The following is a 25,242-nucleotide window of genomic DNA, read 5'->3' as shown; positions in this document are numbered from 1 at the left end:
CTCGTGCTCCTTCAAAATCGCGATGATCTGCTCTTCGCTGAACCTGCTGCTGCGCAGCTTCGTCCGACTCCTTCGCGTCGGACTCTACTCAAAATCGGTCACATTTCAGGGGCGCACGTCAGGTTGGGCCAAGCAATAGTGCTCGATGCGCTAGCCAGCGTGTCCCAATCGATAAACGACCAGGCTAGCGTTAGAAATCATCCTCTGGACCGGGCAGCGGCGCGGCGACACCCGCCTTTTCGGCCCGAAGCATATCATCCGCGGAAAGATCAATTTCCGGGCGAGCAAGAACAGCGCCGACCTTTGGCTTCCGGCGGCGGATGACCTCCGCGCAGCGATCGACGCTTTACCGAGCGTCGGGCTGCACACGTTTCTTGTCACCGAATACGGCAAGCCCTTCTCAGCGGCTGGTTCGGTAATTGGTTCGCGGATCGTTGCAATGAGGCTGGGCTTCCTCACAGCCGAGCGCACGGACTGCGCCACGCCATCGGACGGCGCATGGCCGAAAGCGAGGCGACGCAGCAGGGTATGAAGGCGGTCGGCGGGTGGACGGGTGACGCAGAAGTTGCAACCTACAGCGCATCGGCGAATCAGGAGAGTCTTGCCGCTGTGGCGATCAATCGGGTGCAGGACAAATTCTCGGACACGGAACGCTGAAATGTCACACCATGCTAATTGGTATTTGTCACACCGGCGGCAAAAGGGCGGGAAAACGTCACTTTTCGCTTGCCGTGGTGACCCCTACGGGAATCGAACCCGTGCTTCAGCCGTGAAAGGGCCGCGTCCTAACCGCTAGACGAAGGGGCCATGCCGGAGCGTGGAAGCGCCGGTTAGGCAAGGATCGGCCGCGGGTCAAGCATCTCAATCGGCCCAGGCGGCATCTTCTATGTGGAGCTCGGCCGCGCGGCGTTGGCCCCAGTCGTCGATTTTGGCACGGCCGGCGAGCCAGAGCCGGCGGTGCGCGGGGGCGGAAAGCAAAGCGGCACCGAGTTCGGTCTCGGCATGGCGAAAGGCGACGGCCTTGAAACTGCGCCCGTCCTCGCCCGCCACGACGAGGCGGACATGTCCGCCGCTGCCGACCACATCGGCCTTGATCACACGCAGCGGACCGGCTGCGATCCGTGGCGCGGGCCAGCCCATGCCATAGGGGCCGCCTGCGTCCATTGCCGTCACCAGATCGGGATTTACGCCGCCAGGCGCGAGCACCGCATCCAGGAGCAGCGCGCGTCCGCCCATTGCGGCAGTAACGCGCTCGGCAAGCCGGTCCTCGAGGAAATCGGTGAACCCATCGAGCGCGGTTTCGGCGATCGTCACGCCGCACGCCATCGCATGGCCGCCGCCGGCGTGGAGCAGGCCGGCATCCTTCGCGGCGAGTATTGCGGCGCCGAGGTCGACTCCGGCGATCGACCGCCCCGAGCCCTTGCCGATACCATTCTCGTCGAGCGCGATGACGATCGCCGGCCGGCCGAGTTTCTCCTTGAGCCGTCCGGCGACGATGCCGATCACGCCCGCGTGCCAGCCGCGGCTCGCCACCACGACTACCGCGCGGTTGCTCCTGGCGAAGCAGAGCGCTTCGGCGGCGAGTTGAACCTCGGCCTCGATCACGCGGCGCTCCTCGTTGAGCAAGTCGAGCTCGACGGCGATCGCCCGCGCTTCCTCCGGGTCGCGCGTGGTGAGCAGCCGCACACCGAGGTCGGAGCGCCCAACCCGGCCGCCGGCATTGATCCGCGGCCCAAGCGCGAAGCCGAGATCGGTGCAGGTGGGCGCGCGGGTCAGACGCGAAGCTTCGATCAAGGCGTTCATGCCGATGTTGCGGCGCTGTCCCATGACCTTGAGGCCCTGCGCGACAAAGGCGCGATTGAGGCCCTTGAGCGAGGCGACATCGGCGACGGTGCCGAGCGCCACCAGATCGAGCAAGTCGAGCAGCTTCGGCTCCGGGCGTGTCTTGAACCATCCCCGCGCGCGCAGCGCGCGGATCAGCGCGGCACCGAGCAGGAAGGCCATGCCGACCGCGGCGAGATGGCCGTGCGCGGCGCCTTCGGTTTCGTCGAGCCGGTTTGGGTTGATCACTGCGTGCGCCACCGGCAGCTCGGCGGCGCATTTGTGATGGTCGCAAACGATGACCTCCGCGCCGGCATCCTTCGCCATCCGGAGCGCCTCGAACGCCTGCGCGCCGCAATCGACGGTGACGATCAGGCTGGCGCCTTCGCTGTGGAGCCGCACCAGCGCCTCGCCCGAGGGTCCGTAGCCCTCCATCAGCCGGTCGGGGATGTAGGGCCGGGCCTCGAGCCCGAGATCGCGCAGCAGGAGGATGAGCAAAGCCGCGGAGGTCGCGCCGTCAACGTCATAGTCGCCGAAGATCGCGACTTGCTCGCCGCGCTCGACAGCGTCGGCGAGGCGTTCTGCGCCCTTGTTCATGTCTCGGAATATCGACGGGTCGGGCATGAAGGCGCGGATGCTGGGTGCGCGGTGATCGTCGAGGCCATCGCGAGGACAGCCTCGAGTCAGCAGCAGCTGGGTGACGATGTCGTCGGGGGCAAAGCCGGGGTCGCGGGCGTCGGCGGCCAGTCCGCGCCAGCGCCAGGGCTGGCCGAGGATCGAGCGATGAACGTTGAGCACTGCGGACATTGCGGGTGTTTGGCCGTGGCAGCCCGGGATGTCGAGAGCGGGACTCGGCTCAGGCTGTTCCCGGGGCGTTCTCTATCCCCCCGGCGACATAGGTCTGGATGTAATCCTTGATCCACGGCTCCTCGCGGAACCATTTGGTGACGATATATTTGGTCCCTTCGAGCACGCGCATGCCTTCGTGGAGCGTATCGTAATTGGGCGTACCGTCAGGTGTCATGTTGTTCCACACGACGAGCAGCCCGCGCTTGGGCTTGAAGCGGATGCCGGCGCGGGGAAACCAGGTCGCGCCGCCCTCGGGCACGTCGTTGAGATAGGCCATCGCGGTCCAGGTGCGCTGGCCGCCGGTCTCCTGCATCTTGGGCCAATAGTCGCTCGACTCGTGGAAATAGTCGCAATGCGCGCGGAATTGCTGGTTCACCGCATAACGCTGGCCCTGGAGCGTCTCGGCATGCTCCTCGGGGATGCCGAGCAGGTCGGCGATGCGCCGGTCGACGGCCAATATCTCCGCCGACCAGCGGTGGAGGTCCGAGCTGTGGCTGGTGCGGTAATCGGGATCTTCGCTGACCGCGAGCAATGTGGACGGGCGCGCATTCGAATCGATCAGCTCGATCAGCGTGTCGCACTCGGCGGCGCTGAGGAAATCGGAACAGGTATACATCTGCGCCGCGTCGGTCTTGGCGCGGCGGACGGCGGGGTTCGCCTCCAGCCGCGTGGAGACGTCGCGGCCGATGCGGGCGCGGACGGGGGAGGGGCCGCCCGAGACCCGGCCGTCATTCTGGTTCTTGCTCACGCTCGCGAAATCGCGCGGCGCGCCAAGATTTGCAAGGGGCCCGGCGTCGCCGCCGGGCCCCAGATCTCCAGCAAGGCTGCGGGCTTCCTTACCAGAAGATGTCGTAGATGGTGTCGACCACCTCGCCGCTGTAGATGTCGATCAGCAGCGCATCGTTGTAATAGCGCACCCAGCGATACGGGCCGTCAACTTCGGGCAGGCGATAATAGAACGGATCGTTGATCCAGTAGCTCGACGAATAGAGGATCGAATCGAGCATCGAGCCGATCCCGAAGCGGCGATAGCCGTATCCCCAGCCGCTCGGCGCGTAATAACGCGGCAGGCGATAAAGGCTGCGATTGCCGTTGCGATAGCCGCGCCAATCATAGCGGCGATCGTTGCGCCAATTATTGTTCCAGCGGCCGCGGTTGCTGTCATAGCGATTGCCGTTGCGGTCGCCGTTCCAGCCGCGGTTGCTATCATAGCGATTGCCGTTGCGGTCGCCGTTCCAGCCGCGGTTGCTGTCATAGCGATTGCCATTGCGCTCGCCATTCCAGTCGCGGTTGCCGCGGTTGAACTGGCTGCGATCGCCGTTCGCACGGTTGCGGTCGCCGCGGAACTGCTGCTGACGCTGCTGGTCGAGCTGCTGGCCCGCATCCGGACGGCGGTCGCCGCCGTTCCATTGGCTGCGGTTGCCCGTCCAGCGCGACCGATCGCCAGTGTTGTTCCACTGGCTGCGATCGCCGCGATTGCCGCCCCAGCGCTGCTGCTGTTGCTGTTGCAAGGATTGCTGCGGCACGGCCTGCGGGGCCTGTTGCTGCGGCGCCTGCTGCTGCCGCTGCGGGCGTTCGCCGCTGCCATTCCACTGTCGCTGCGCCCGGGGTTGGGCCTGCTGTTCAGCTTGGGGTCGGGCCTGCTGGCTCTGCTGCTGACGCCATTCGCCGCGATTCTGGCGAACTTCGGATGACTGGCTCCCACCCGAGCGGTCGCGACCGCCCCAGCGTCCGCGGTCCTGTGCAAGTGCCGCCGGCGGGACCAGAGCCGTTGCGGCGATGATCGCCGCGAGCAAGGTCTTCTTCATCTCAACTGTCTCCGTCGAGGCCGGCGAAAGGCCGGGCTACATCGTGGAATTGCTTTAAACGCGGGCGGATGAGCGGTTGCTGAATTGCGGTGAAAGGTGACTGAAAGAATTGGGCAAATTTTCATTCGACGGCCGGAGTTTCGACTTGCGGTTCGGGCTCCTGCGGCAACGCGGCATCGCCGCGCGCGGATCGCCCCGCCTCGGTGATCGCGCCGATCAGCCGCGGATAGATGCCGCAGCGGCAGATATTCGGGATCGCGCCCTTGATGTCGTCTTCGCTCGGGTTGCGATTGCTGCGCAGCAAGACCGACGCGGCCATGACGATGCCGGGGATGCAATAGCCGCACTGGACGACATTTGTGGCGAGCAGCGCCTGCTGCACCGGATGGCCGCGATCCTTCGACAGCCCCTCGATCGTCGTGACGAAGGTCCCCTCGAGCGCGCCGATCGTTTCCTGGCAGGCGAGCCGCAGCCCGCCGTCGACGTCGACCGCACAGGCGCCGCAATCGCCGGTGCCGCAGCCATATTTGGTGCCGGTTAGGTTGGAGGCATCGCGCAACGCCCAGAGCAGGGGGGTGCGCGGGTCCATCCTATACTCGACCGGCTGGTTGTTGACGGTGAAGCGAGTCACTTGTTCCCGCTCCGCGTGCAGGGGTTAGGGGAGGGGCTGTTCGGCCTGATCATCTTCCGATCATGCCCTCCCAGTGTCGGCTCGGGCAAGCCCCCCGGGCTTTCTCTTGGCACTCCCTCCCGCAAGCAGGAGGGAGCGATCAGAAACGACGCGTTTCCGAAACGAACCTTGTGTGTGGTGCGCTGCGGCTCGACATATCTGCGATGACACTTCCAACTCTTTTCATCCCGCATGGCGGTGGCCCGTGCTTCTTCATGGATCCGGATGGCGGTCCTGCCGATCCGATGTGGCAGCCGATGCAGGCCTATCTCGCCGGGCTGATCCAGAGCCTGCCCGAGCGGCCGAAGGCGATCCTGCTGGTTTCGGGGCATTGGGAGGAGGCTGACGCGACCGTGCATGCCGGCAGCGGCCAGCCGCTGTTGTACGATTATGGCGGCTTCCCCGAGCATACCTATCGGCTGCGCTGGGACGCGCCCGGTGCGCCCAAAGTGGCGATGCGGGCCAAGGCGCTGCTCGAGGGGGTGGGATTCCCGGTCGGAGTCGAACGCGAGCGTGGCTGGGACCATGGCGTGTTCATTCCGATGATGGTCGCGGTGCCGGGGTCGGACATTCCGTTGGTTCAGATGTCGCTGCGCGAGGATCTAGATGCTTCGGCGCATATCGCGATCGGTCGGGCGCTGGCGCCGCTGCGCGACGAAGGCGTGTTGATCGTCGGGTCGGGCATGAGCTTTCACAATCTGCGCGCGCGGGGGCCGCAGGTGACGCCGGTCGCCGACGAATGGGACGCGGCGCTGGTCGATGCGGTCACCGATCCCGATCCGGCTCGCCGGGCGGAACGGGTGGCGGCTTGGGACAGCTTGCCGCATGCGCATTTCGCGCATCCGCGCGAAGAGCATCTATTGCCGCTGATGGTCGCGCTCGGTGCTGGCGGGCAGGGGCCGGCGGTGGCGGATTATCGCGACCATGTGCTGGGCTGGGCAGTCAGCGGGTTCCGGTTTGGGTAGGCTCATTCTCCCTTTTCCGATGGGAGAGGATTTATTCCCGCCAACTCCTGTCGACCCGGTCAACCAGCCGGACCATCGCGGCGAAGTCTGCTGCACCGGGGCCGCCGGGGACTTGCGCCATGTGGAGGTCGCGCTGGTGAACCGTGACGACGTCGTCCGCCACCAGCAAGGGTTCGCCCATCGCCGTCGTCGCGACCTGGATCTCGCAGGCGCGCTGGAGTGCCCAATGCTTGACGAACGCCTCAGGCAAGGTGCGGCCCATCACCAAGATGCCGTGGTTGCGCAGCAGCATCACGCGCTTGTCGCCGAGATTGGCGAGCAGGCGTTCGCCCTCCTCGTCGCGCACCGTCACCCCTTCGAAATCGTGATAGGCGATCTGGCCGGCGAAGTTGCAGGCGTAGAAATTGGTCGGGCGCAGGCCGCCCTTCACGCTGCTGACGGCCATCCCGGCGGTGGTATGCGTGTGCATGATGCAATGCGCGTCGGGCAGATGACGATGGAACAGCGCGTGCTGGACGAAGCCCGCGCGGTTCACCGGGTAAGGTGAATCATCGAGTTTGTTGCCGTCTATGTCGATCTTGACGAGGTTCGACGCCTTCACTTCGCTGAAATGCAGCCCGAACGGGTTGATCAGGAACGCGCCCTCGTCGCCGGGCAGCTTCACGGTGATGTGGTTGTAGATCATCTCGGACCAGCCGAGATGATCGAACACGCGGTAGCAGGCGGCGAGCTGCTGGCGGGCTTCCGATTCGGCTTCGCTGATGCCGGGCGTCTGCGCGAGCGCGGTGGCCATGAACCCTCTCCCAAGGTTTTTCGTGGATCGGGTATGCCATGGCGGAGGTCAGGCCCGCAACCGTTCGCTACGATCCTCGCGGCTTGATTGGCGCCCCGGTGCCGTCCCGAACGGGGGCGAACGCCATTGCGAGATGCGCCGCGGTCGGATTGCGAAGCTTCGAAGCCCGGCCCTCACGTCGCATTCGCGCATCGGCTTCGGGCCAGCTCGGCGGGGTGAGATCGGGTTGCTCCCAATGGACGATGCTCGCCTCGTCGCACCAGTGGATGAGTTTGGGCATCGCCTTTTTGTGGGCGCCCGCCGTGATATAGGCGCGCATGTCCTTGGCGTTGTCCCACAGTGTCAGCGTCCAGAAGGTCCAGCGGCGATCGGGCAGCAGCGCCCCGCGGCGAAAGCCTGGCGCGGCGGACACCTGGCGGTTCGAGCGCGACGCGTGGAGGAAGAATGCCGGGAGGAAGCGCCAGGATCGGATGCGAAGGCGCGTGATGCTGACGAAAGGCATGCAGTCTCCGGAATCGAGGCGATTGCGCGCTTTATGCCGGATTGTCCCGGCGCTCTAGCGAAACGCGTAGGGCACCACGCTGCGGCGGTCGGCGTCGATCTCGATCACCGAGCCCGCCGGCGGAAAGGCGCGCTGGTCGCAATCGGTGCGCGGGCAGATGCGGCAGCTCGCGCCGATCGGCGTCGCCGGCCCGCCGGGGCGGAGATCGTCGGCATAGACGAAGTCTGCGGCGTGGGCTTCTTCGCAGCCCAAAGCCACCGCATAGCGCCGCGGCGGGCGGGCATAGCTGCCAGACGGCTTGACCAGCCCCTTGGCCATCGAGACATAGCGCGTGCCATCGGGCATCTCGGCGAGCTGGACGAGGATGCGGTCGGGGATCGCGACGGCCTCATGGACGATCCACAAGGGGCAGGCGCCGCCGAGCGCGGCGAATTGCAGCCGGGTGGCCGAGTGGCGCTTGGTGATGTTGCCGGCCATGTCGACCCGGCAGAAGAAGAAGGGCAGTCCCGCCGCGCCCGGGCGCTGGAGCGTGGAGAGGCGATGGCACGCCTGTTCGAAGCTGACCCCGAAGCGTTGACGCAGCCGATCGATATCGTGGCGCACTTCGTGAGCGCGGGCGCGGAACTGGCCATAGGGCATCAGCAGCGCGCCGGCCGCATAATTGGCGAGGCCGACGCTGAGCAATTCGCGTGACGCCTGGCTGGCGAGCCCGGCCTCGGCGACGACGTGGCGCATCTCATTGGCAAATTCGTAGCGGACGAGGCGGTGGGCGAGGAGGAAGGCGCGGCTTTCGGGCGGGAGGCCCGAATTGAGCGCGAGAGTCCGTGTCGCCTCGTCGAATCGGCTGAGCTGGCTGCCGTCGCTGTCCTCGCCGATCACGCCGACGCCGTGCCAGCGGCGCAGTCGATCTTCGAGTGCCTGGGTGATCGGGCCTTCGTCGATCGCGTCGGCGAGGGCTTCAGCCGAGCGGTCGATCGCGTCGATATAATTGCCTTCGGCCTGGAACCAGTCGCGGACCTCTTCCCAGGGCAAGGGCGCGGCGTCGCTCGATCCGCTGTCGAAGCGGTCGTCGAGGACGCGGAGCTGCTCCTGGCTCCGGCGCCATGCCTCGTGCACCGCGACGAGGCGGCGGGCGAGCAAGGGCTGCTGCTCGAGCCCGCGGCGAGCGTCTGGCTCGCTCAGGGCATGCGCGGGGATGCTGGTGTCGGTGGCAGCGTCGATCGTGCGCAGCAGAGTCGAGGTCTCGGCCTCGGCGCCGATGTCGGCTGCCTCCATCGGAAATTCGCGGGCGAGCGCGAGGAGGACCACGTCGGTGATCGGGCGGCCGTTATTCTCGATCTGCGAGAGATAGGGGACCGAAATGCCGAGCCGCGCGGCCATCGCCGACTGGCTGAGAACGAGGCGCCGGCGTAGATCGCGGAGGCGGAAGCCTTCGAACAGGCGGCGGCGGGGTTGGCTCATCAAATTCCCCTCCCTGAAAGGGAGGGGTTAGGGGTGGGGGCGCGGCCCGTAGGGTCGCGCCCTACGAGCTGCGTCGATGGGCTCGCTACGCTCGCACCCACCCCCATCCCCTCCCTTTCAGGGAAGGGCGTGAGGGGCAGGTTTCGGGGCAAGCGGAGCGTGCATCTCATTCCTTCGTCATATTCTGCAAACCTATCCGCCGCAACTTTACAACATTGCATTTGCGTGACTGCGCATGCCCTGTGCAGAAGGCGCCACTCTTGGAGACCTGCATGTCGTCGACGATCGAGGAACTTGAGCGCCGCCGCATTGCTGCTCGTCTGGGCGGCGGGCAGAAGCGCATCGACGCGCAGCACGGCAAGGGCAAGCTGACTGCGCGCGAGCGCGTCGAGGTGTTGCTCGATCAGGATTCGTTCGAAGAGCTCGACATGTATGTCGAGCATAATTGCGTCGATTTCGGCATGGAAACGCAGATCGTCCCCGGCGACGGCGTCGTCACTGGCAGCGGCACGATCAACGGCCGGCTGGTCTTCGTGTTCAGCCAGGACTTCACCGTGTTCGGCGGCTCGCTCTCCGAGCGCCATGCGCAGAAGATCTGTAAGATCATGGATATGGCGATGAAGGTCGGCGCGCCGGTGATCGGCCTCAACGACAGCGGCGGGGCGCGGATCCAGGAGGGTGTCGCGTCGCTCGGCGGCTATGCTGAGGTATTCCAGCGCAACGTGCTCGCCAGCGGCGTGGTGCCGCAATTGAGCCTGATCATGGGCCCCTGCGCAGGCGGGGCCGTCTATTCTCCCGCGATGACCGACTTCATCTTCATGGTGAAGGATTCGTCGTACATGTTCGTCACCGGCCCAGATGTAGTGAAGACCGTTACCAACGAGATCGTCACGCAGGAGGAACTGGGTGGAGCGGTGACGCATACCACGAAGTCGGGGGTCGCAGACGTGGCTTTCGACAACGACATCGAGGCGCTGCTCGCGGCCCGCGACTTCGTGGATTTCCTTCCCGCATCCAATCGGGAGAGCGTTCCCGAGCGGCCGTGCGACGATCCGTGGGACCGGCTCGAGCCCAGCCTCGACACGCTGATCCCGCCGAGTGCCAACCAGCCGTATGACATGCACGAATGCCTGCGGAAGGTGCTCGACGAGGGCGAATTCTTCGAGATCCAGCCGACCCACGCCGGGAATATCCTGATCGGCTTCGGCCGGATCGAGGGGCGCACGGTGGGCGTCGTCGCCAACCAGCCGATGGTGCTGGCGGGGGTGCTCGACATCAATTCTTCGAAGAAGGCGGCGCGGTTCGTGCGCTTCTGCGATGCGTTCGAGATTCCGATCCTGACCTTTGTCGATGTGCCGGGCTTCCTGCCGGGAGTCGGGCAAGAGCATTCGGGGATCATCAAGCATGGCGCCAAGCTGCTGTTCGCTTATGCCGAAGCGACGGTGCCCAAGATCACAGTGATCACCCGCAAGGCTTATGGCGGCGCGTATGACGTGATGGCGTCGAAGCACCTGCGCGGCGACTTGAATTACGCCTGGCCGACCGCCGAGATCGCGGTGATGGGGGCGAAAGGCGCGGTCGAGATCATCTTCCGGGGCAAGACGCCCGAGGAGATCGCCGAGCGGACCGCCGAGTACGAGGCGCGCTTCGCCAATCCGTTCGTGGCGGCGAGCAAGGGTTTCATCGACGAAGTGATCCTGCCGCATTCGACGCGCCGACGGATCGCACTGGGGCTGCGCAAGCTGCGGAACAAGCAGCTCGAGAACCCGTGGAAGAAGCATGACAACATTCCGCTATAGCCATGAGCAACGACACCATCATCGGCGCGATCATCGCTTTGTCATCGGGGATTGCAGGCGCGTTCCTGCAAGCGATCGTCAGCAGAAGATCTGAGTATATCAAGGTGGGCCGCCAGGCCCGATACGATGCCTATGCAGACTATTTCAAAGGCATTGCGCAGCTTAGCCACGGGTCCGATCTGTCCTCTGCGCATGCGCTAATCGCAGATGCTCGGGGCCGTATAGCATTGTACGGATCAAAAGAGGTGGTCGTCGCGATGAGCAAGGCTTTCGAGCACGGCCCGGACATTCAATCCGTCGAGGCGCGAGAGGACCTGTCTTCGATGCTTGCCGCCATGCGCGCAGACGTTCTGTGGATCGACCCTGCTGTGCCCAAGCCGGCGCTGGTGTCGCTCTTGTTCGGATCCGAAAAGCCATGAAGCTCGGACGCCTGAACCATGTCGGCGTGGCGACGCCTTCGATCGCGGACTCGATTACCCTCTATCGTGAAACGATGGGCGCGGTGGCGATCGGTGAACCGTTCGACCTGCCCGCGCAGGGGGTGAAGGTGTGCTTCGTCGACACGCCGAATGCCCAGATCGAGCTGATCGAGCCGCTGGGTGACGCTTCGCCGATCCATGGCTTTCTTGCCAAGAACCCCGGCGGAGGGCAGCACCATCTGTGCTATGAGGTGCCTGACATAAACGAGGCTAAGGCGTGGTTCGAGGCCAAGGGCGCACGCGTGCTCGGCGAGCCGCGGATCGGGGCGCACGGGACGATGATCTTCTTCGTCCACCCGAAGGACATGGGCGGCGTGCTCACCGAAATCATGGAGACGCCCAAGGATGGGCATTGATTGCCCCCTAACCCGTCACCCCGGCCTTGCGCCGGGGTCCACCGGAAGGCAGGCGAGAAGCATCGTGGCGCGCACTTCGTTCGCTACGCACTGGACCCCGGCACAAGGCCGGGGTGACGTAGGGAAGGCTTGATGGCCGAGTACGAACATATCCTCACCGAGCGGCGCGGCGACGTGCTGGCGATCACGCTCAATCGGCCCGATCGGCTCAATGCCGCGCCGCCGGCGATGTTCGACGAGATCAAGGCGGCGCTGGCCGATCTGGACGGTGCGCGCGCGGTGCTGCTGCTGGGGGCCGGCCGCGCGTTCTGCTCGGGCGCCGACGTCGCGGGCGGGCTGTCGGCGGGCGACCCTGGCGAAGTGACCTATGCCGCGCTGACCGAGCATTATAATCCCGCGCTGCTCGCCATCGCCGAGCTCTCGGTGCCGGTGGTCAGCGGCGTGCGCGGGCCCGCGGCGGGGATCGGGTGCAGCCTCGCGCTCGCCACCGATTTCTGCATCGCGGCGAGCAATGCCTATTTCCTTCAGGCCTTCGTCAATATCGGGCTGGTGCCCGATGGCGGGGCGAGCTGGATGCTGCCGCGGCTGATCGGCCGCAGCCGCGCGCTCGAGATGATGATGCTCGGCGAGCGCGTGCCTGCCGAAAAGGCGCGCGACTGGGGGATGGTGTACGAAGTGGTGCACGAGGATGTCGTCGATCACGAGGCGTGGCGATTGGCCGAGCGGCTCGCCGTGGGGCCGACGGTGGCGCTGGGGATGATCCGGCGGCAGCTGCATGCGGGGCTCGACGGAGGATATGCCGAGGCGATGGCGCGCGAGGCGGGCAACCAGCGCGCTGCCCGCGGGAGTGCGGATTCGATGGAGGGGGGGATGGCGTTCCTCCAGAAGCGCAGGCCGGAGTTCAAGGGGCGGTGAAGGGTTTGCATCTAATTTCCCTCTCCCGTCGGGAGAGGAAAGGGGGCCGCTCGGCGCAGCCGAGTGGGAAGGGTGAGGGCAGCGCGCGCTCACTTCCTGCCCTCACCCTTCCGCCGCTTCGCGGCTCCCTCCCTCTGCCGATGGGAGAGGGAATTTGAGCGATCTCGACACCTGGGCCGCGCTCGCCGCCAAGGAAGTGAAGGACGCCGATCTCACCTGGCACACGCCCGAGGGGATCGCAGTCAAGCCGCTCTACACCGCCGCCGACGCTCCCGATCCAGGGCTGCCCGGCTTCGCGCCGTTCACGCGCGGCGTGAAGGCGACGATGTATGCAGGGCGTCCCTGGACGATCCGCCAATATGCCGGCTTCTCGACCGCCGAGGAATCGAACGCATTCTATCGCCGCAACCTCGCCGCGGGGCAGAAGGGGTTGTCGATCGCGTTCGATCTCGCGACGCACCGCGGCTATGACAGCGATCATCCGCGCGTTACCGGCGATGTCGGCAAGGCGGGGGTGGCGATCGATACGCTTGCCGACATGCAGATCCTGTTCGACGGGATTCCGCTCGACGAGATGAGCGTCAGCATGACGATGAACGGCGCGGTGCTGCCATGCCTCGCTTTCTACATCGTCGCCGCTGAAGAGCAGGGCGTGCGGCAGGACCAGCTCACCGGGACCATCCAGAACGACATCCTCAAGGAGTTCATGGTCCGCAACACCTATATCTACCCGCCCGAGCCTTCGATGCGGATCGTCGCGGACATCATCGCCTATACCGCGCAACACATGCCGCGGTTCAATTCTATCTCGATCTCGGGCTATCACATGCACGAAGCGGGGGCGACGGCGGTGCAGGAACTGGCGTTCACGCTCGCTGACGGCATGGCCTATGTCCGCGCCGCGATCGCACGGGGCTTGAGCATCGATGAATTCGCCGGGCGGCTGTCGTTCTTCTTCGGCATCGGCATGAACTTCTTCATGGAAGTCGCGAAGCTTCGCGCGGCGCGGATGCTGTGGAGCCGGATCATCAAAGGCTTCGGCGGATCGCCACGCTCGCAGACGCTCCGCACGCATTGCCAGACGTCGGGCGTGTCGCTGACCGAGCAGGACCCTTACAACAACGTCATCCGCACCACGATCGAGGCGATGGCGGCGACCTTCGGCGGCACCCAGTCGCTCCACACCAACAGCCTCGACGAAGCCGTGGCGCTGCCGACCGATTTCTCCGCCCGGATCGCGCGCAACACCCAGCTGATCCTGCAGGAAGAGACCGGGATGACGCGCGTCGTCGATCCGCTCGGCGGCAGCTATTATGTCGAGGCGCTGACCCAGGAACTCGCCGACAAGGCCTGGTCGCTGATCGAGCAGGTCGAGGCGCTGGGGGGGATGACCCAAGCGGTCGAAAGCGGCATGCCCAAGCAGCATATCGAAAGTGCTGCCGCCGCCCGGCAGGCACGCGTCGATCGCGGCGAGGATGTCATCGTCGGCGTGAACAAATTCCGGCTCGCTGAAGAGACGCCGCTCGATTTCCTCGACATCGACAACGCCCGTGTCCGCGCCGACCAGATCAAGCGGATCGCCACCACCCGCGCGGAACGCGATGCAGCGAAGGCCGAGGAAGCGTTGGGCAATCTGCGGCGCGGCGCCATGGGTAGCGAGAATTTGCTCGCATTGTGCGTGGAGGCCGCGCGGGCGCGCTGCACGCTCGGGGAGATGTCTGCCGCGATGGAGGTCGCGTTCGGCCGTCACGCGGTGGGGGTGACGCCGATCAAGGGCGTCTATGGCCCGGCGCATGCCGAGGACAAAGGCTGGTTGCGCGCCGAGGAAGGGATCGCCGCGTTCGAGCGCCGGATCGGCCGCAAGCCGCGGGTGCTCGTCGCCAAGATGGGGCAGGACGGACATGATCGCGGGGCGAACGTGGTGGCTAGTGCCTTTGCCGATCTTGGGTTTGACGTGATCTCGGGGCCGCTGTTTCAGACGCCGGCCGAGACCTGCGCGCTGGCGGTCGATAAGCAGGTCGACGTGGTCGGCGCGTCGAGCCTCGCCGCGGGGCACAAGACCCTGATCCCCGAACTGGTTGACGCGCTCAAGCAGGCCGGGCGGCCAGACATCAAGGTCGTCGCGGGCGGCGTGATCCCGCCGCAGGATTACGAGTTCCTCCGCGCGCACGGAGTGCAGGCGATATTTGGGCCCGGCACCAACCTTGTCAGCGCCGCCGCGGAAGTGCTCAAGCTGCTCGGACATAATTTGCCCCCGATCGAAGAGGCTGCCGAATGAGTGACGTGCGTATCGACTGGACCCGCGACGAGATCGCCGCGCTGTTCGACCTGCCCTTCGGCGAGCTCGTGTTCCGTGCGCAGACCGTCCACCGCGCGCATCATGCGCCCGACCAGGTCCAGATGTCGACCCTGCTGTCGATCAAGACGGGCGGCTGCCCCGAGGATTGCGGCTATTGCAACCAATCGGTGCATGCCGAAACCGGGCTCAAGGCGACCAAGCTGATGGACGTGCGCGCAGTGCTCCAGGCGGCGGCGCAGGCCAAGGACAATGGGTCGAGCCGCTTCTGCATGGGCGCGGCATGGCGCAACCCCAAGGACCGCGACATGCCCGCCATCGCCGAGATGGTCCGCGGCGTCCGCCAGATGGGGATGGAGACGTGCATGACTTTGGGCATGCTGACACCTTCGCAGGCGGCGATGCTCGCCGATGCCGGGCTCGACTACTATAACCACAATATCGATACGTCGCCCGAGCGCTATGGCGAAGTGATCACCACCCGCAGCTTCGATGATCGGCTGGACACGCTGGAAAATGTCCGTGAGGCGGGGATCAACGTGTGCTGCGGCGGGATCGTCGGGATGGGCGAGACTCGCGCTGACCGGGTGGGCTTCGTCCATGCGCTCGCCACGCTGCCGCGGCATCCGGAGAGCGTGCCGGTCAATGCCTTGGTCCCGGTGAAGGGCACGGTGCTCGGCGACATGCTCGCCGATACGCCGCTCGCCAAGATCGACGATATCGAGTTCGTGCGGACGGTGGCAGTGGCGCGGATCACGATGCCGGAGGCGATGGTGCGGCTTTCGGCAGGGCGCGAGAGCATGGGCGAGGCGACGCAGGCGCTCTGCTTCATGGCGGGCGCCAATTCGATCTTCACTGGCGACAAGTTGCTGACCACGGGCAATGCCGGCGACGACAAGGACGCTGCGCTGTTCGCGCGACTGGGGATCGTGCCGATGCGAGCCGAGGGGAAGGCCGAGCTGGAGGCGGCGGCGTGAAGCCATTTGATGTCTTCGCCAATATTATTGCCGCTTTCCTTGGGTGGGTGATGCTGACCGGCCTGGTCTATTTCCTCGTGAGTTGGGGCAGCGACTCCGCACCGGGCAAAGTGCCCTTTTGGCCATGGAAAACGGCCATACTTATCATATCCGTATCGAGCTTCTGGCTCTACGCGCGACATTGCTGGAAGAAGTTGGACCTCTGATGTTCAAGAAGATCCTGGTCGCCAATCGTGGCGAGATCGCCTGCCGGGTGATGCGCACCGCCAAGAAGATGGGGATCGCTACCGTTGCGGTCTATTCGGATGCCGATGCGCGTGCGCCGCATGTACTAATGGCTGACGAGAGCGTGCGGCTGGGGCCGGCGCCGGCGGCGGACAGCTACCTCAAGGCCGAATTGATCCTGCTCGCGGCGAAGGAAACCGGGGCGGACTGCATCCATCCGGGCTATGGCTTCCTATCCGAGCGCGAGAGCTTCGCGCGGGCCTGCGCCGAGGCGGGGATCGCGTTCGTCGGCCCGCCGCCCAACGCGATCGCGGCGATGGGCGACAAGATCGCGTCCAAGAAGCTCGCCAAGGCGGCGGGGGTGAACGTTGTCCCCGGCTTTGTCGGCGAGATCGACGATACCGAGCATGCGGTGCGGATCGCCTCGGGGATTGGCTACCCGGTGATGATGAAGGCCTCGGCCGGGGGGGGCGGCAAGGGGATGCGGCTGGCGTTTAGCGAGCGGGACGTTCGCGAGGGCTTCGAAGCGACCAAGCGCGAGGGACTGGCCAGCTTCGGCGACGACCGCGTGTTCATCGAGAAGTTCATCGAACAGCCGCGGCATATCGAAATCCAGATACTCGGCGATCAGCACGGCAACATCGTCTATCTCGGCGAGCGCGAATGCTCGATCCAGCGGCGCCACCAGAAGGTGGTCGAGGAGGCGCCGTCGCCGTTCGTGACCCCCGATATGCGCAAGCGCATGGGCGAGCAGGCCGTCGCGCTGTCGCGGGCGGTGGGCTATTATTCGGCCGGCACGGTCGAGCTGATCGTCAGCGGTGCCGACTTCACCGGCGAGGGCTTCTACTTCCTCGAGATGAATACCCGGCTGCAGGTCGAGCATCCGGTGACCGAGGAAGTCACCGGAGTCGATCTGGTCGAGCAGATGATCCGGGTGGCGGCGGGCGAAGCGCTCGCTTTCGCCCAGGACGACGTGACGCTGACCGGCTGGGCGATCGAGAACCGGGTGTATGCCGAGGATCCCTATCGCGGGTTCCTGCCCTCGACCGGGCGGCTGGTACGCTATCGCCCGCCTGCCGAGACGCGCGACGACGAGGGCGTTACTCGCGTCGACGACGGGGTGGCCGAGGGCAGTGAGATTTCGATGTTCTACGACCCGATGATCGCCAAATTGGTGACCTGGGCGCCGACCCGCGCCGAGGCTGCCGACCGGCAGGTGGCGGCGCTCGACCGCTTCCGCATCGACGGAATCGGCCACAATATCGACTTCCTTTCGGCGATCATGCAGCATCCGCGCTTCCGCGCCGGCGCACTGACCACTGGGTTCATCGCCGAGGAATATCCCGAGGGGTTTGCAGGCGCGCCGGCTTCTCCCGAGCTGCGGCGCAAGCTGGCGGCTGCGGCGGCGGTGATCGATCTCGAGCGCGCCGGCCGCGCGGCGCAGATCAGCGGCCAGCTCAACGGGCCGGTGCAGCCGAGCGGCGAAAGCGTCGTCACGGTGGACGGCGAGCGCTTCGCGCTGACGATCGAGAGCCTCGGCGGCGTACAGCTCATCCGCGGCGCCGGCGAGCCGATGGAACTGATCGGGCATTGGCGCCCGGGCGAGCCGCTGTTCGTGGTGCGGATCGACGATGCGACGCTGACCGTCGGAGTCGAGCGCAAGGGCGCGGCATGGCGGCTGACTACGCACGGCGCGACCCATCGGGTAGAGGTGCTCCCCCCGCATATCGCGCAATATCGGCATCACATGATCGACAAGCTGCCGCCTGACCTCTCCAAATTCCTGCTCGCACCGATGCCGGGGCTGCTCACCCAGCTCCATGTCGTGCCGGGTGACAAGGTGGAGGCGGGCCAGGCGCTTGCGGTGGTCGAGGCGATGAAGATGGAGAATATCCTCCGCGCCGAGCGGACGGGGGTGGTCAAGGCCGCCAATTTCGCGCCGGGCGAGAGCCTGGCGGTCGACGCGGCGATACTGGAGTTCGAATAAGCGACGGCATCCGCGATCAGACCAAGCCGCGGCCATCGATGCGAAGGACCGGCACGAAGTCGTCCGGTCCACCGCGCGGGAGCGTCGCCGTCAGCCCCGCCGCGCCGCGTGCGAACTTCACTCTTCCGCCGCCGACCAACGTCACCCGCTCGATCGCGGCATCGGGCAACGCCGCCTTGCCGAGCGCCGCGATCGTCACCGGCTTCTCGGGCCAGGCGAGCAGCGCGGCATAGAGCGCGCCTTTGCGCGTAGTGAAGCGCACATCCTCGGCAGTGAATTCGGCCTTGCCTTCGTTGAACCCGCCGCCGACGACCTTGGTTGGTCCCTCGCCATAGATCCGCCACGGGCGCGAGCGGAAGATCGCAGCGTCGCCGTTGCGCTGCATCCAGCGCGTGATTCCGGCTAGGATCCTGTCTTCCTCACTGTCGATCGTGCCGTCGCCACGCAGCGGGATCGAGAGCAACAGATTGCCGTTCTTCGAGACGATGTCGCAGAGGCGCTGGATGATTTTGGCGGCGGGGACGTAGGATTTCCGATGGTAGCGGGCGCGATTATAGTGCCAGTCGCCGATACAGGTGCACGTCTGCCAAGGCTCCGCGCGTAGCCGATCACTGACTCCGCGCTCGACATCCTCGACCAAGGCGGTGCGCTGATAGGCAGTGAGCAGCTTGGCGGTGGCGACCACTTCCACCCGGCCGTCGCGGGCGATGCTCTGGCGGTAGTACTGCGCCAGTGCCTCGAGCCCGACATTGCCGAAGGGGAGCCCCGAATCGTCGAAATAGACCATGTCTGGTCGGTATTTCTCGACCAGATCCTGCTGGCGGAGCAGCCATTTGGCGACATGGTGCGGGTTTTGGGGCGGGGCGAACTCCATCCAGCGGCCGCTGTGCACGTCGTGCCATTCGCGCATCGCCTTCGCGCTCATGATCCCCTCGGGCGGGACCATCGCCGGACCGGTATAGAGCTGCTGCGGGTCGAGGCCTTCCCACCAGGTGCCGGCGCCGTCGGCCTCGACGAGCTTGAACGCGTCATAACGCTCGCCCGCGCGCGGGCCCTCGGCATCATAGCCATAGGCGGTCTGCCACCAGTGCCAGGCGTGGGCGCTGTGGTTGCTGACTGCGAAGCGCAGGCCGTGTGCGCGGGCGACCTTCTCCCAGGCGCCGACGATGTCGCGCTTCGGGCCGACACGCAGAGTGTTCCATGCGTGATATTTACTGTCGAAAGTATCGAGATTGTCGTGATGGTTGGCGAGCGCCATGAAATAGCGCGCCTGCCGCCTTGTAGCGCTTGATCAGACCCTCGGGATCCCAATTCTCCGCCTTCCACGCATTCTCGATCTCAAGGAAGCCGCGATCGGCGGGGTGGCCGTAATGCTTGAGGTGATGCTCGTAGAACGGGTCGTCCTGGACATACATTTTCCGACCGTACCAGTCGCCAAATTCGGGCACGCACTGGGCGCTCCAATGCGCCCAGATCCCGAACTTGGCGTCGCGGAACCAGTCCGGGACACGGAACGCGCCGGCCAGGCTCGACCAGACCGGTGCAAGCTGCGCGTCGGCGGATGGCACGATATCGGCGGCGCTAGCGGCCGCCAAACCGCCCAATGCCTGCCTGCGGGTGAGCCCCATATCCTCCCCCTTTTCATTTATGAAACAGGTTTTCGGAAGCCTAGGATCGTGCCGTCCGCCTGGCAATAGCGCGCTATGCCGAGAAATTTGAAGGATGTGTGTCTATCATATTTCCTGAATCATAATTTAATGTAGAACCGCCCGCTAACTAACCAGAATCACTGCGTCCTGCGGTGATATTAAAAGATTCGGAGCATTTTTATGGGGGACAGGCGGGGCATCGAGCCCGTCCGTTACTCGACCTCGGGCATTGCGCCTGGCGAGCGTCACGAGGCGTGGTCCGATCGCGGCTGGCCGAGCATCGCCGCGTTGTTCGAATCCACGCCGATCGGGCCGTTTTCGACGTCCGCCGAGAATGTCCATCTCGACGCGATCGCAGTATCCTATTCGACGGGGACTGCGCGGCTGCTGGAGCGCACGCCGGCGCGGATCGCCGCCGACCGGATCGACATCCTGGGCGTCGGGCTGTTGCTCGAAGGCGAGATGCAAGGCGTGGCCGACAAGCGCGAGTTCGAGACGCGTGCCGGCGAGATATTGTTGTTCGACATCGCCCAGCCGATCACCATGACGATGTCGATCGCCCGATCGATTCAGATGGCCATTCCGCGGGCACTTGCCGAGGCCGAGCTGGGGCCGGTGGCGGAGCTCCACGGTCTCGTCATCGGCCGCGCCGAAGCGGCGTTGCTCCACACCCACCTACACAAGCTCAGCGAAGCGCTTCATCTGATCCCGATTGGGGATGCGCCGCGGCTCGCACGGACCTTGCTAGATCTGCTGGTCGTCGCGGTTCACGCCTCGGCGGGAAGCGCCCGACGGGTGCCGGAGCCTGCGTTGGGCATGGCGGCGCGGGCGCGGGTCGAGATCCACGCCAATCTGGAATCGCCGTCGCTCGGCGTCGCCAGCCTGTGCCGCCGCCTGAAGGTGTCGCGCAGCACGCTGCACCGGCTGTTCGAGAAGGAAGGCGGCGTACAGACCTATATCCGTAACTGCCGGCTCAATGCCGCGCGCATTGCATTGCTCGACGCCGATAACGACGAACGCATCGGCGCGATGGCCGAGCGCCTTGGCTTCAGCGATGCGGCGCATCTCAGTCGGCTGTTTCGCGCACGCTTCGGCGAGACGCCGAGCCAGTGCCGCGCGGGCCCAAAGGGCTAAAAGAGCCGGGTCAGCCAATAAAAGCCAGCGCCGACCAGGGCCGATGCCGGGATCGTGATGATCCACGCCATCACGACATTCTGCGCAACGCCCCAGCGCACCGCCGAGGCGCGGCGCGCGGTTCCGGCGCCGATGATCGCGCCGGTGATGGTGTGCGTGGTCGATACCGGAATGCCGAGCGCGGAGGCGCTGAACAGCACCACGGACCCGGCCAGCGATGCGCTGAAACCCTGATGCTGCGAAAGCTTTGTGATCCGCGATCCCATCGTCTCGATGATCTTCCAGCCGCCGGTCATCGTGCCCAATGCGATCGCGACGTAGCAGCTGATCGCGACCCAATGCGGCACGTGGAAGTCGCCAGTGAGGTGGCCGGTGGAATAGAGCAGGACGGTGATGATCCCCATCGTCTTCTGCGCGTCGTTCAGGCCATGGCTGAGCGAATAGGCAGCCGAGGAGACGAGGTGCAATGCGCGGAAGCTGCGCTCGGCACCGCGTGCCGACGCGCGCATCAGCAGCCACGAGCTGGCGAGCATCACCAGCATCGCGAGGAACATGCCGAGCGTCGGTGACAAGACGATCGCAAGCAGGGTCTTGTTGAGCCCGCCCCAATGGATCCCGGTGAGCCCCGCATGCGCCACGCCAGCCCCGATAAGGCCCCCGATCAGCGCATGGCTGCTCGAGGACGGGATGCCCTTGAGCCAAGTCAGCACGTTCCAGAACATCGCCCCGCCGAGCGCGCCGAAGATGACCGCCGGAGTGACGACGTCCTTGTCGACCAGACCCTTGCCTATAGTCTCTGCCACTGCGTGCAGCGCCGGGAAGGCGATGGTCAGGAAATAGGCGGCGAAGTTGAACACTGCGGCGAAGAGAACTGCCTGCACCGGCGACAGCAGCCGGGTGGCGACCACCGTGGCGATCGAATTGGCCGCGTCATGCAGGCCGTTCAGAAAGTCGAACGCCAGTGCGACGGCGATGAGGCCGATCAGCAGGGGTAGAGCAAGTTCATGCATGTCCGGCGTCAGGCGTGATCGATGACGATGCCGTCGATCTCGTTCGCGACATCCTCGAACGCGTCGACGATCCGCTCGAGATGCTTATAGAGCTCGCGCTCGACGACGAACTTGAGCGTATCGGTCGCGCCATATTGCTTGAGCGAGCGCTTGAGGCCCGCCGCGTGGATTTCGTCGGCATGGCCCTCCATCCGCACGATGCGCTCGGTCAGCTCGTGCAGGCGGCCGGCATTCTGCGCGACGTTGCGGAGGAGGGGCATCGCTTCGGCGGTGATGCGCGCGGCATCGACGATGATCCCCGCCATGTCCTTCATCTCGGGCTCGAAGCTTTCGACTTCGTAGAGCGCGATCGCGTTGACCGTCGCCTGCATCTCGTCGATCGAATCGTCGAGCGCGCCGATCAGGCTGGTGATCGCGCCGCGATCGAACGGAGTGAGGAAGGTCTTGCGTACCGTTTGGAGAACTTCGCGAGTGATATTGTCAGCGTCATGCTCGCGCTCGATCACTTCGCGGATATGCTCCTTGCCGGCGGGGCCGCCCTCGAGCAGCCGCGCCAGCGCGTCGCCCGCCGCCATGACGGTGGTCGCATGCGCCTCGAACAGCTCGAAGAAATTGCCTGTGCGGGGCAACAGGCGCTGAAACCAGGCGAACATCGGACCTAACCTCGATTTTTCGGCGACGGCGCCTAGCACGCCGGTGCGCTGGGTGGCAGCTTTGAACTCGGATGCGCCGAACGAGCGGATGAGATCGCGCAGGTCGGGTTCCTCCACGGCGTCCGCCGCTTCGGCAAGGGTGAACCAGCGGCGCTCGCGCTCGCGCTTTTCTTTCCAATCGGGGAGTTCGCGCAAGACCGCGAGCGGGAAGACGTCGACGTCCATCATCAGCGATGCGCCGCTGCCGCGGCGTTTCCGATAGCGGTACGAGCCAAGGGGAGTGGGGCATACCGGGCCGAGCACGCCGGCTTCTTCCTCGGCCTCCTGCGCAGCGGCGGCGTGCGGCGCCATGCCCGACATCGGATTGCCCTTGGGGATTACCCAGCGGCCTGTGCCGCGCGAGGTGATCAGCAGGATGCGAACCGTGGCATCGACTGCCGGGTCTTCGGTACGATAGGGAAGGGCGGCGATCTGGCGGATGACGGAGTCCCGGACTGCCGGCGCATCGGGCCGGGGCGCCGCAATGGCTCCAATCGTCGGGCAATTCAAGCGGGAGTGCGCGCCGCGCACTCCCGCCCGGATCAGGCGGCCAAAGCCGCCAGTCGTCCGGTGGCGCCGTCGAATGCCACGGCGGAGCCGCTCGCGCGACGCCGCGCACTCCAGTCGCGAAGCAATTCGGCGCAGGTGTGATCGACCGCCGAGCAGCGCGTCAGGTCGAGCCGGACCGCCGCGCCGCCGGGGACCGCGTCGAGCTTGGCGGACAGCTTGGGCAGGGCCACGAATGTCGCGGCGCCGACCAGGCTGATCGTCCGGCCATCGGCGTCGTCATGCGCGTCGACCTTGAGCTTGAGGCGACGGAGATGCGGCAGCAATTCGAGCAGCGACAGCGCGATGCCGACCAGCACGCCGGTAAGCAGATCCTCCGCGACGACCAATGTCAGCGTCACTGCCCAGATCAGCGCCGGAAGGATGCCGTAATCCTTGAACAAGTGCTTCGCGTGGTTGAAATTGACCAGCCGCGCGCCGGTGACGACGAGCACCGCGCCGAGCGCCGCCATGGGGATTTCGCGCAGCAGCCAGGGCAACAATGCGACGAAGCCGAGGATCCACACGCCGTGGAGGATCGCCGACAGCCGCGTCGTGGCGCCGGCCTGAACGTTGGCCGAGCTGCGCACGATGACGCCCGTCATCGGCAGCGCACCGGCCGCGCCGCAGAGCAGGTTGCCGACGCCCTGCGCGCGCAACTCCTTGTTGTAATCGGTGCGGGTGCCGTCGTGCATTCGATCCACCGCGGCCGCGGAAAGCAGTGTCTCGGCGCTGGCGATGAAAGCGATCGCCAGTGCCGCGGTTAGCACGGCAGGATTGCCGAACTGCGCGAGGAATCCGCTCTGGGGCAGCGACACCGCCGCGGCGATGTTCTCCGGCACCGTGACCTTGGTGACGTCGAGACCGAGCAGCCATGCGACCATGGTGGCTGCCACCACGCCTAGCAAAGCGCCCGGCACCAGCTTGAGCGAGGCGGGGCGTAGTTTCTCCCAGCCGATCATCACGGCGATCGTGGTGAGGCCGAGGATCAGGGCCAGTTCGGCGGCGCGAAGGTCCGGAGACAGGCCGAGCAGCCGACCGGGCATCGCCATCAAATTCTCGAGTCCGCTCGACAGCGGCTTCTCGTCGAACAGGACGTGGAACTGGCCGATGACGATCAGCACGCCGATGCCGGCGAGCATGCCGTGGACCACCGCCGGCGAGATCGCGCGGAACCAGCCGCCGAGGCGGAAGATGCCCGCGACGACCTGGATCAGCCCGGCAAGCATCAGGATCGGGCCGAGCGCCGACAGGCCCTGATCGCGGACCAGCTCGAAGACGATGACGGCAAGCCCCGCGGCAGGACCGCTGACCTGCAACGGCGAACCCGCCAGCGCGCCGACGACGATGCCGCCGATGATGCCGGTGATCAGGCCTTTCTCCGGGGGAACGCCCGAGGCGATGGCGATGCCCATGCACAAGGGCATCGCGACGAGGAAGACGACGACCGAGGCAGTGAGATCGCGCGCGAACCATCCGCTCGCGCGCGTCTCGCCGTCGGCTGTAGTGGCGCTGCTCATTCCGCAGCCTCGAGCTGGATTTCGCCGGCGAGGCGCTGCGTCGCGGCCTGGGCCACGGGCAGATCCTCGCCTTCGGTGATCGGCAGGAAACGTCCGGTACGGCCGTCGAGCGCGAGCACCTGTCCCGCGCCGATGTCGAAGAACCAGCCGTGGAGCGCGATCTCGCCGCGCGCGACGCCGGCGGCGACCGACGGGTGCGTGCGCAGATGGTTGAGCTGCGCGACGACGTTCTCGAGGCAGATGGCGTGGACGCGGTCGCCATTCTCCATTTCGGGATAGGCTTCGTTGACCACCTGCTCGGCCGCGCAGCTATGCTTCAGCCAGGCAGCGACATTCGGCATCTTTTCGAGCCCCGTGGGATCGGCGACTGCCTTCATCGCGCCGCAGTCCGAATGGCCGCAGATGATGATGTCGCGGATGCCGAGCACCATCACTGCATATTCGACCGTCGACGTGACGCCGCCATTCTGCATCGCATAAGGCGGGACGATGTTGCCGGCGTTGCGGCAGACGAACAGGTCGCCGGGGGCGGCCTGCATGATGTGTTCGGGGGCGACGCGCGAATCGGCGCAGGCGATCATCAGCGCCTTGGGGCTCTGCCCGTCCGCCGCGAGTTTGGAATAAAGGGCGCTCTGGTTCGGAAACACTTGTTTCGAGAAGCCATAGACTCGTCCGATCAGCTCATTCACTGTGCTTGCTCCGTCACCGGCCCGCGGGGGAATGCGGGCAGGGGACAGATAGCCATGCAGTTTTGCTGCGGCGCAGCGCCGGTGTAACGAATTATTGCT

The 25,242-nt window shown here is 65.8% G+C and carries 22 protein-coding genes, 1 tRNA gene and 1 pseudogene; 11 read left to right on the top strand and 13 right to left on the bottom strand.

What is annotated here, in order from left to right; genetic code table 11:
• The first annotated feature begins 384 nt into the window (after positions 1-384).
• Positions 385-657 carry a tyrosine-type recombinase/integrase gene (locus E5A73_RS21955; protein WP_135962474.1) on the top strand — a complete coding sequence of 91 codons (273 nt, stop codon included), beginning with the start codon at positions 385-387 and terminating at the stop codon, positions 655-657.
• A 75-nt stretch (positions 658-732) separates the two neighbouring features.
• Here E5A73_RS21955 and E5A73_RS04100 read toward each other — a convergent pair.
• The 5 genes from E5A73_RS04100 to E5A73_RS04080 all read right to left on the bottom strand — a co-directional run bounded on the left by E5A73_RS04100 (position 733) and on the right by E5A73_RS04080 (position 5,109).
• A tRNA-Glu gene (locus E5A73_RS04100) sits at positions 733-807 on the bottom strand.
• Between the two features lie 54 nt (positions 808-861).
• Entirely contained in the window at positions 862-2,628 is a 1,767-nt protein-coding gene (gene recJ / locus E5A73_RS04095; RefSeq protein ID WP_135962473.1) for a single-stranded-DNA-specific exonuclease RecJ, read from the bottom strand.
• A 49-nt stretch (positions 2,629-2,677) separates the two neighbouring features.
• On the bottom strand, positions 2,678-3,418 hold the full coding sequence (locus E5A73_RS04090) for a prolyl hydroxylase family protein (RefSeq protein ID WP_135962472.1): 741 nt from the start codon (positions 3,416-3,418) through the stop codon (positions 2,678-2,680).
• A gap of 88 nt (positions 3,419-3,506) precedes the next feature.
• On the bottom strand, positions 3,507-4,478 hold the full coding sequence (locus E5A73_RS04085; protein WP_135962471.1) for an RcnB family protein: 972 nt from the start codon (positions 4,476-4,478) through the stop codon (positions 3,507-3,509).
• A 121-nt stretch (positions 4,479-4,599) separates the two neighbouring features.
• Complete coding sequence (locus E5A73_RS04080) at positions 4,600-5,109, bottom strand: (2Fe-2S)-binding protein (protein ID WP_135962470.1); 510 nt, start codon at positions 5,107-5,109, stop codon at positions 4,600-4,602.
• A gap of 203 nt (positions 5,110-5,312) precedes the next feature.
• On the opposite strand from E5A73_RS04080, the gene E5A73_RS04075 reads away from it, so the two are divergent.
• The gene (locus E5A73_RS04075) at positions 5,313-6,113 is read left to right on the top strand and encodes a DODA-type extradiol aromatic ring-opening family dioxygenase (protein ID WP_135962469.1); all 801 of its coding nucleotides are present in this window, start codon (positions 5,313-5,315) and stop codon (positions 6,111-6,113) included.
• A gap of 31 nt (positions 6,114-6,144) precedes the next feature.
• Here E5A73_RS04075 and E5A73_RS04070 read toward each other — a convergent pair whose 3' ends face one another.
• The 3 genes from E5A73_RS04070 to E5A73_RS04060 all read right to left on the bottom strand — a co-directional run bounded on the left by E5A73_RS04070 (position 6,145) and on the right by E5A73_RS04060 (position 8,869).
• Positions 6,145-6,906, bottom strand: a complete 762-nt coding sequence (locus E5A73_RS04070) for a class II aldolase/adducin family protein (protein WP_135962468.1) — start codon at positions 6,904-6,906, stop codon at positions 6,145-6,147.
• 67 nt (positions 6,907-6,973) lie between these two features.
• Positions 6,974-7,408: a DUF3291 domain-containing protein gene (locus E5A73_RS04065; RefSeq protein WP_135962467.1), complete on the bottom strand. Its 435-nt coding sequence runs from the start codon at positions 7,406-7,408 to the stop codon at positions 6,974-6,976.
• A 54-nt stretch (positions 7,409-7,462) separates the two neighbouring features.
• Positions 7,463-8,869, bottom strand: a complete 1,407-nt coding sequence (locus tag E5A73_RS04060; RefSeq protein ID WP_135962466.1) for a helix-turn-helix domain-containing protein — start codon at positions 8,867-8,869, stop codon at positions 7,463-7,465.
• 272 nt (positions 8,870-9,141) lie between these two features.
• Between E5A73_RS04060 and E5A73_RS04055 the strand changes: the two genes are divergently transcribed.
• The 8 genes from E5A73_RS04055 to E5A73_RS04020 all read left to right on the top strand — a co-directional run bounded on the left by E5A73_RS04055 (position 9,142) and on the right by E5A73_RS04020 (position 17,903).
• Entirely contained in the window at positions 9,142-10,668 is a 1,527-nt protein-coding gene (locus tag E5A73_RS04055; protein WP_135962465.1) for an acyl-CoA carboxylase subunit beta, read from the top strand.
• A gap of 2 nt (positions 10,669-10,670) precedes the next feature.
• Positions 10,671-11,087, top strand: a complete 417-nt coding sequence (locus E5A73_RS04050; RefSeq protein ID WP_135962464.1) for a hypothetical protein — start codon at positions 10,671-10,673, stop codon at positions 11,085-11,087.
• Positions 11,084-11,503, top strand: a complete 420-nt coding sequence (gene mce, locus E5A73_RS04045) for a methylmalonyl-CoA epimerase (protein ID WP_135962463.1) — start codon at positions 11,084-11,086, stop codon at positions 11,501-11,503. The genes E5A73_RS04050 and mce overlap by 4 nt, the downstream gene beginning before the upstream one ends.
• Positions 11,504-11,635: 132 nt before the next feature.
• Positions 11,636-12,418, top strand: a complete 783-nt coding sequence (locus tag E5A73_RS04040) for an enoyl-CoA hydratase-related protein (protein ID WP_135962462.1) — start codon at positions 11,636-11,638, stop codon at positions 12,416-12,418.
• A 154-nt stretch (positions 12,419-12,572) separates the two neighbouring features.
• A complete protein-coding gene (gene scpA / locus E5A73_RS04035; protein WP_135962461.1) occupies positions 12,573-14,696 on the top strand; it encodes a methylmalonyl-CoA mutase in 2,124 nt (707 codons plus the stop codon).
• Complete coding sequence (gene bioB, locus E5A73_RS04030; RefSeq protein ID WP_135962460.1) at positions 14,693-15,691, top strand: biotin synthase BioB; 999 nt, start codon at positions 14,693-14,695, stop codon at positions 15,689-15,691. Before scpA ends, bioB begins: the two co-directional genes overlap by 4 nt.
• Positions 15,688-15,897: a hypothetical protein gene (locus tag E5A73_RS04025; protein ID WP_135962459.1), complete on the top strand. Its 210-nt coding sequence runs from the start codon at positions 15,688-15,690 to the stop codon at positions 15,895-15,897. The genes bioB and E5A73_RS04025 overlap by 4 nt, the downstream gene beginning before the upstream one ends.
• Positions 15,897-17,903, top strand: a complete 2,007-nt coding sequence (locus E5A73_RS04020; RefSeq protein ID WP_135962458.1) for an acetyl-CoA carboxylase biotin carboxylase subunit — start codon at positions 15,897-15,899, stop codon at positions 17,901-17,903. The genes E5A73_RS04025 and E5A73_RS04020 overlap by 1 nt, the downstream gene beginning before the upstream one ends.
• Before the next feature lie 16 nt (positions 17,904-17,919).
• Here E5A73_RS04020 and E5A73_RS04015 read toward each other — a convergent pair.
• Positions 17,920-19,531: pseudogene (locus tag E5A73_RS04015) on the bottom strand (alpha-L-fucosidase).
• 201 nt (positions 19,532-19,732) lie between these two features.
• Here E5A73_RS04015 and E5A73_RS04010 point away from each other — a divergent pair.
• Positions 19,733-20,686, top strand: a complete 954-nt coding sequence (locus E5A73_RS04010; protein WP_135962457.1) for a helix-turn-helix domain-containing protein — start codon at positions 19,733-19,735, stop codon at positions 20,684-20,686.
• On the opposite strand, the gene E5A73_RS04005 is transcribed toward E5A73_RS04010, so the two are convergent.
• From E5A73_RS04005 to E5A73_RS03990, 4 genes are all read right to left on the bottom strand, one after another.
• Complete coding sequence (locus E5A73_RS04005; protein ID WP_135962456.1) at positions 20,683-21,696, bottom strand: inorganic phosphate transporter; 1,014 nt, start codon at positions 21,694-21,696, stop codon at positions 20,683-20,685. The two genes, E5A73_RS04010 and E5A73_RS04005, sit on opposite strands and share 4 nt — an antisense overlap.
• Positions 21,697-21,704: 8 nt before the next feature.
• Positions 21,705-22,766: a DUF47 family protein gene (locus tag E5A73_RS04000; RefSeq protein ID WP_135962559.1), complete on the bottom strand. Its 1,062-nt coding sequence runs from the start codon at positions 22,764-22,766 to the stop codon at positions 21,705-21,707.
• Between the two features lie 164 nt (positions 22,767-22,930).
• Positions 22,931-24,454, bottom strand: a complete 1,524-nt coding sequence (locus E5A73_RS03995) for a SulP family inorganic anion transporter (protein WP_135962455.1) — start codon at positions 24,452-24,454, stop codon at positions 22,931-22,933.
• The gene (locus E5A73_RS03990; RefSeq protein ID WP_135962454.1) at positions 24,451-25,143 is read right to left on the bottom strand and encodes a carbonic anhydrase; all 693 of its coding nucleotides are present in this window, start codon (positions 25,141-25,143) and stop codon (positions 24,451-24,453) included. The genes E5A73_RS03995 and E5A73_RS03990 overlap by 4 nt, the downstream gene beginning before the upstream one ends.
• Between the last annotated feature and the right edge of the window lie 99 nt (positions 25,144-25,242).

Source organism: Sphingomonas gei (assembly GCF_004792685.1).
Classification (GTDB): domain Bacteria; phylum Pseudomonadota; class Alphaproteobacteria; order Sphingomonadales; family Sphingomonadaceae; genus Sphingomonas; species Sphingomonas gei.
The sequence above is the reverse complement of the archived record's forward strand: the minus strand, read 5'-3'. Positions and strand labels throughout refer to the sequence as shown.

Coding starts and splice junctions, on each gene's coding strand:
- recJ (WP_135962473.1), bottom strand. CDS start 2,628: ATGTCCGCAGTGCTCAACGTTCATCGCTCGATCCTCGGCCAGCCCTGG.
- E5A73_RS04085 (WP_135962471.1), bottom strand. CDS start 4,478: ATGAAGAAGACCTTGCTCGCGGCGATCATCGCCGCAACGGCTCTGGTC.
- E5A73_RS04075 (WP_135962469.1), top strand. CDS start 5,313: ATGACACTTCCAACTCTTTTCATCCCGCATGGCGGTGGCCCGTGCTTC.
- E5A73_RS04070 (WP_135962468.1), bottom strand. CDS start 6,906: ATGGCCACCGCGCTCGCGCAGACGCCCGGCATCAGCGAAGCCGAATCG.
- E5A73_RS04065 (WP_135962467.1), bottom strand. CDS start 7,408: ATGCCTTTCGTCAGCATCACGCGCCTTCGCATCCGATCCTGGCGCTTC.
- E5A73_RS04060 (WP_135962466.1), bottom strand. CDS start 8,869: ATGAGCCAACCCCGCCGCCGCCTGTTCGAAGGCTTCCGCCTCCGCGAT.
- E5A73_RS04055 (WP_135962465.1), top strand. CDS start 9,142: ATGTCGTCGACGATCGAGGAACTTGAGCGCCGCCGCATTGCTGCTCGT.
- E5A73_RS04050 (WP_135962464.1), top strand. CDS start 10,671: ATGAGCAACGACACCATCATCGGCGCGATCATCGCTTTGTCATCGGGG.
- mce (WP_135962463.1), top strand. CDS start 11,084: ATGAAGCTCGGACGCCTGAACCATGTCGGCGTGGCGACGCCTTCGATC.
- E5A73_RS04040 (WP_135962462.1), top strand. CDS start 11,636: ATGGCCGAGTACGAACATATCCTCACCGAGCGGCGCGGCGACGTGCTG.
- bioB (WP_135962460.1), top strand. CDS start 14,693: ATGAGTGACGTGCGTATCGACTGGACCCGCGACGAGATCGCCGCGCTG.
- E5A73_RS04020 (WP_135962458.1), top strand. CDS start 15,897: ATGTTCAAGAAGATCCTGGTCGCCAATCGTGGCGAGATCGCCTGCCGG.
- E5A73_RS04010 (WP_135962457.1), top strand. CDS start 19,733: ATGGGGGACAGGCGGGGCATCGAGCCCGTCCGTTACTCGACCTCGGGC.
- E5A73_RS04005 (WP_135962456.1), bottom strand. CDS start 21,696: ATGCATGAACTTGCTCTACCCCTGCTGATCGGCCTCATCGCCGTCGCA.
- E5A73_RS03995 (WP_135962455.1), bottom strand. CDS start 24,454: ATGAGCAGCGCCACTACAGCCGACGGCGAGACGCGCGCGAGCGGATGG.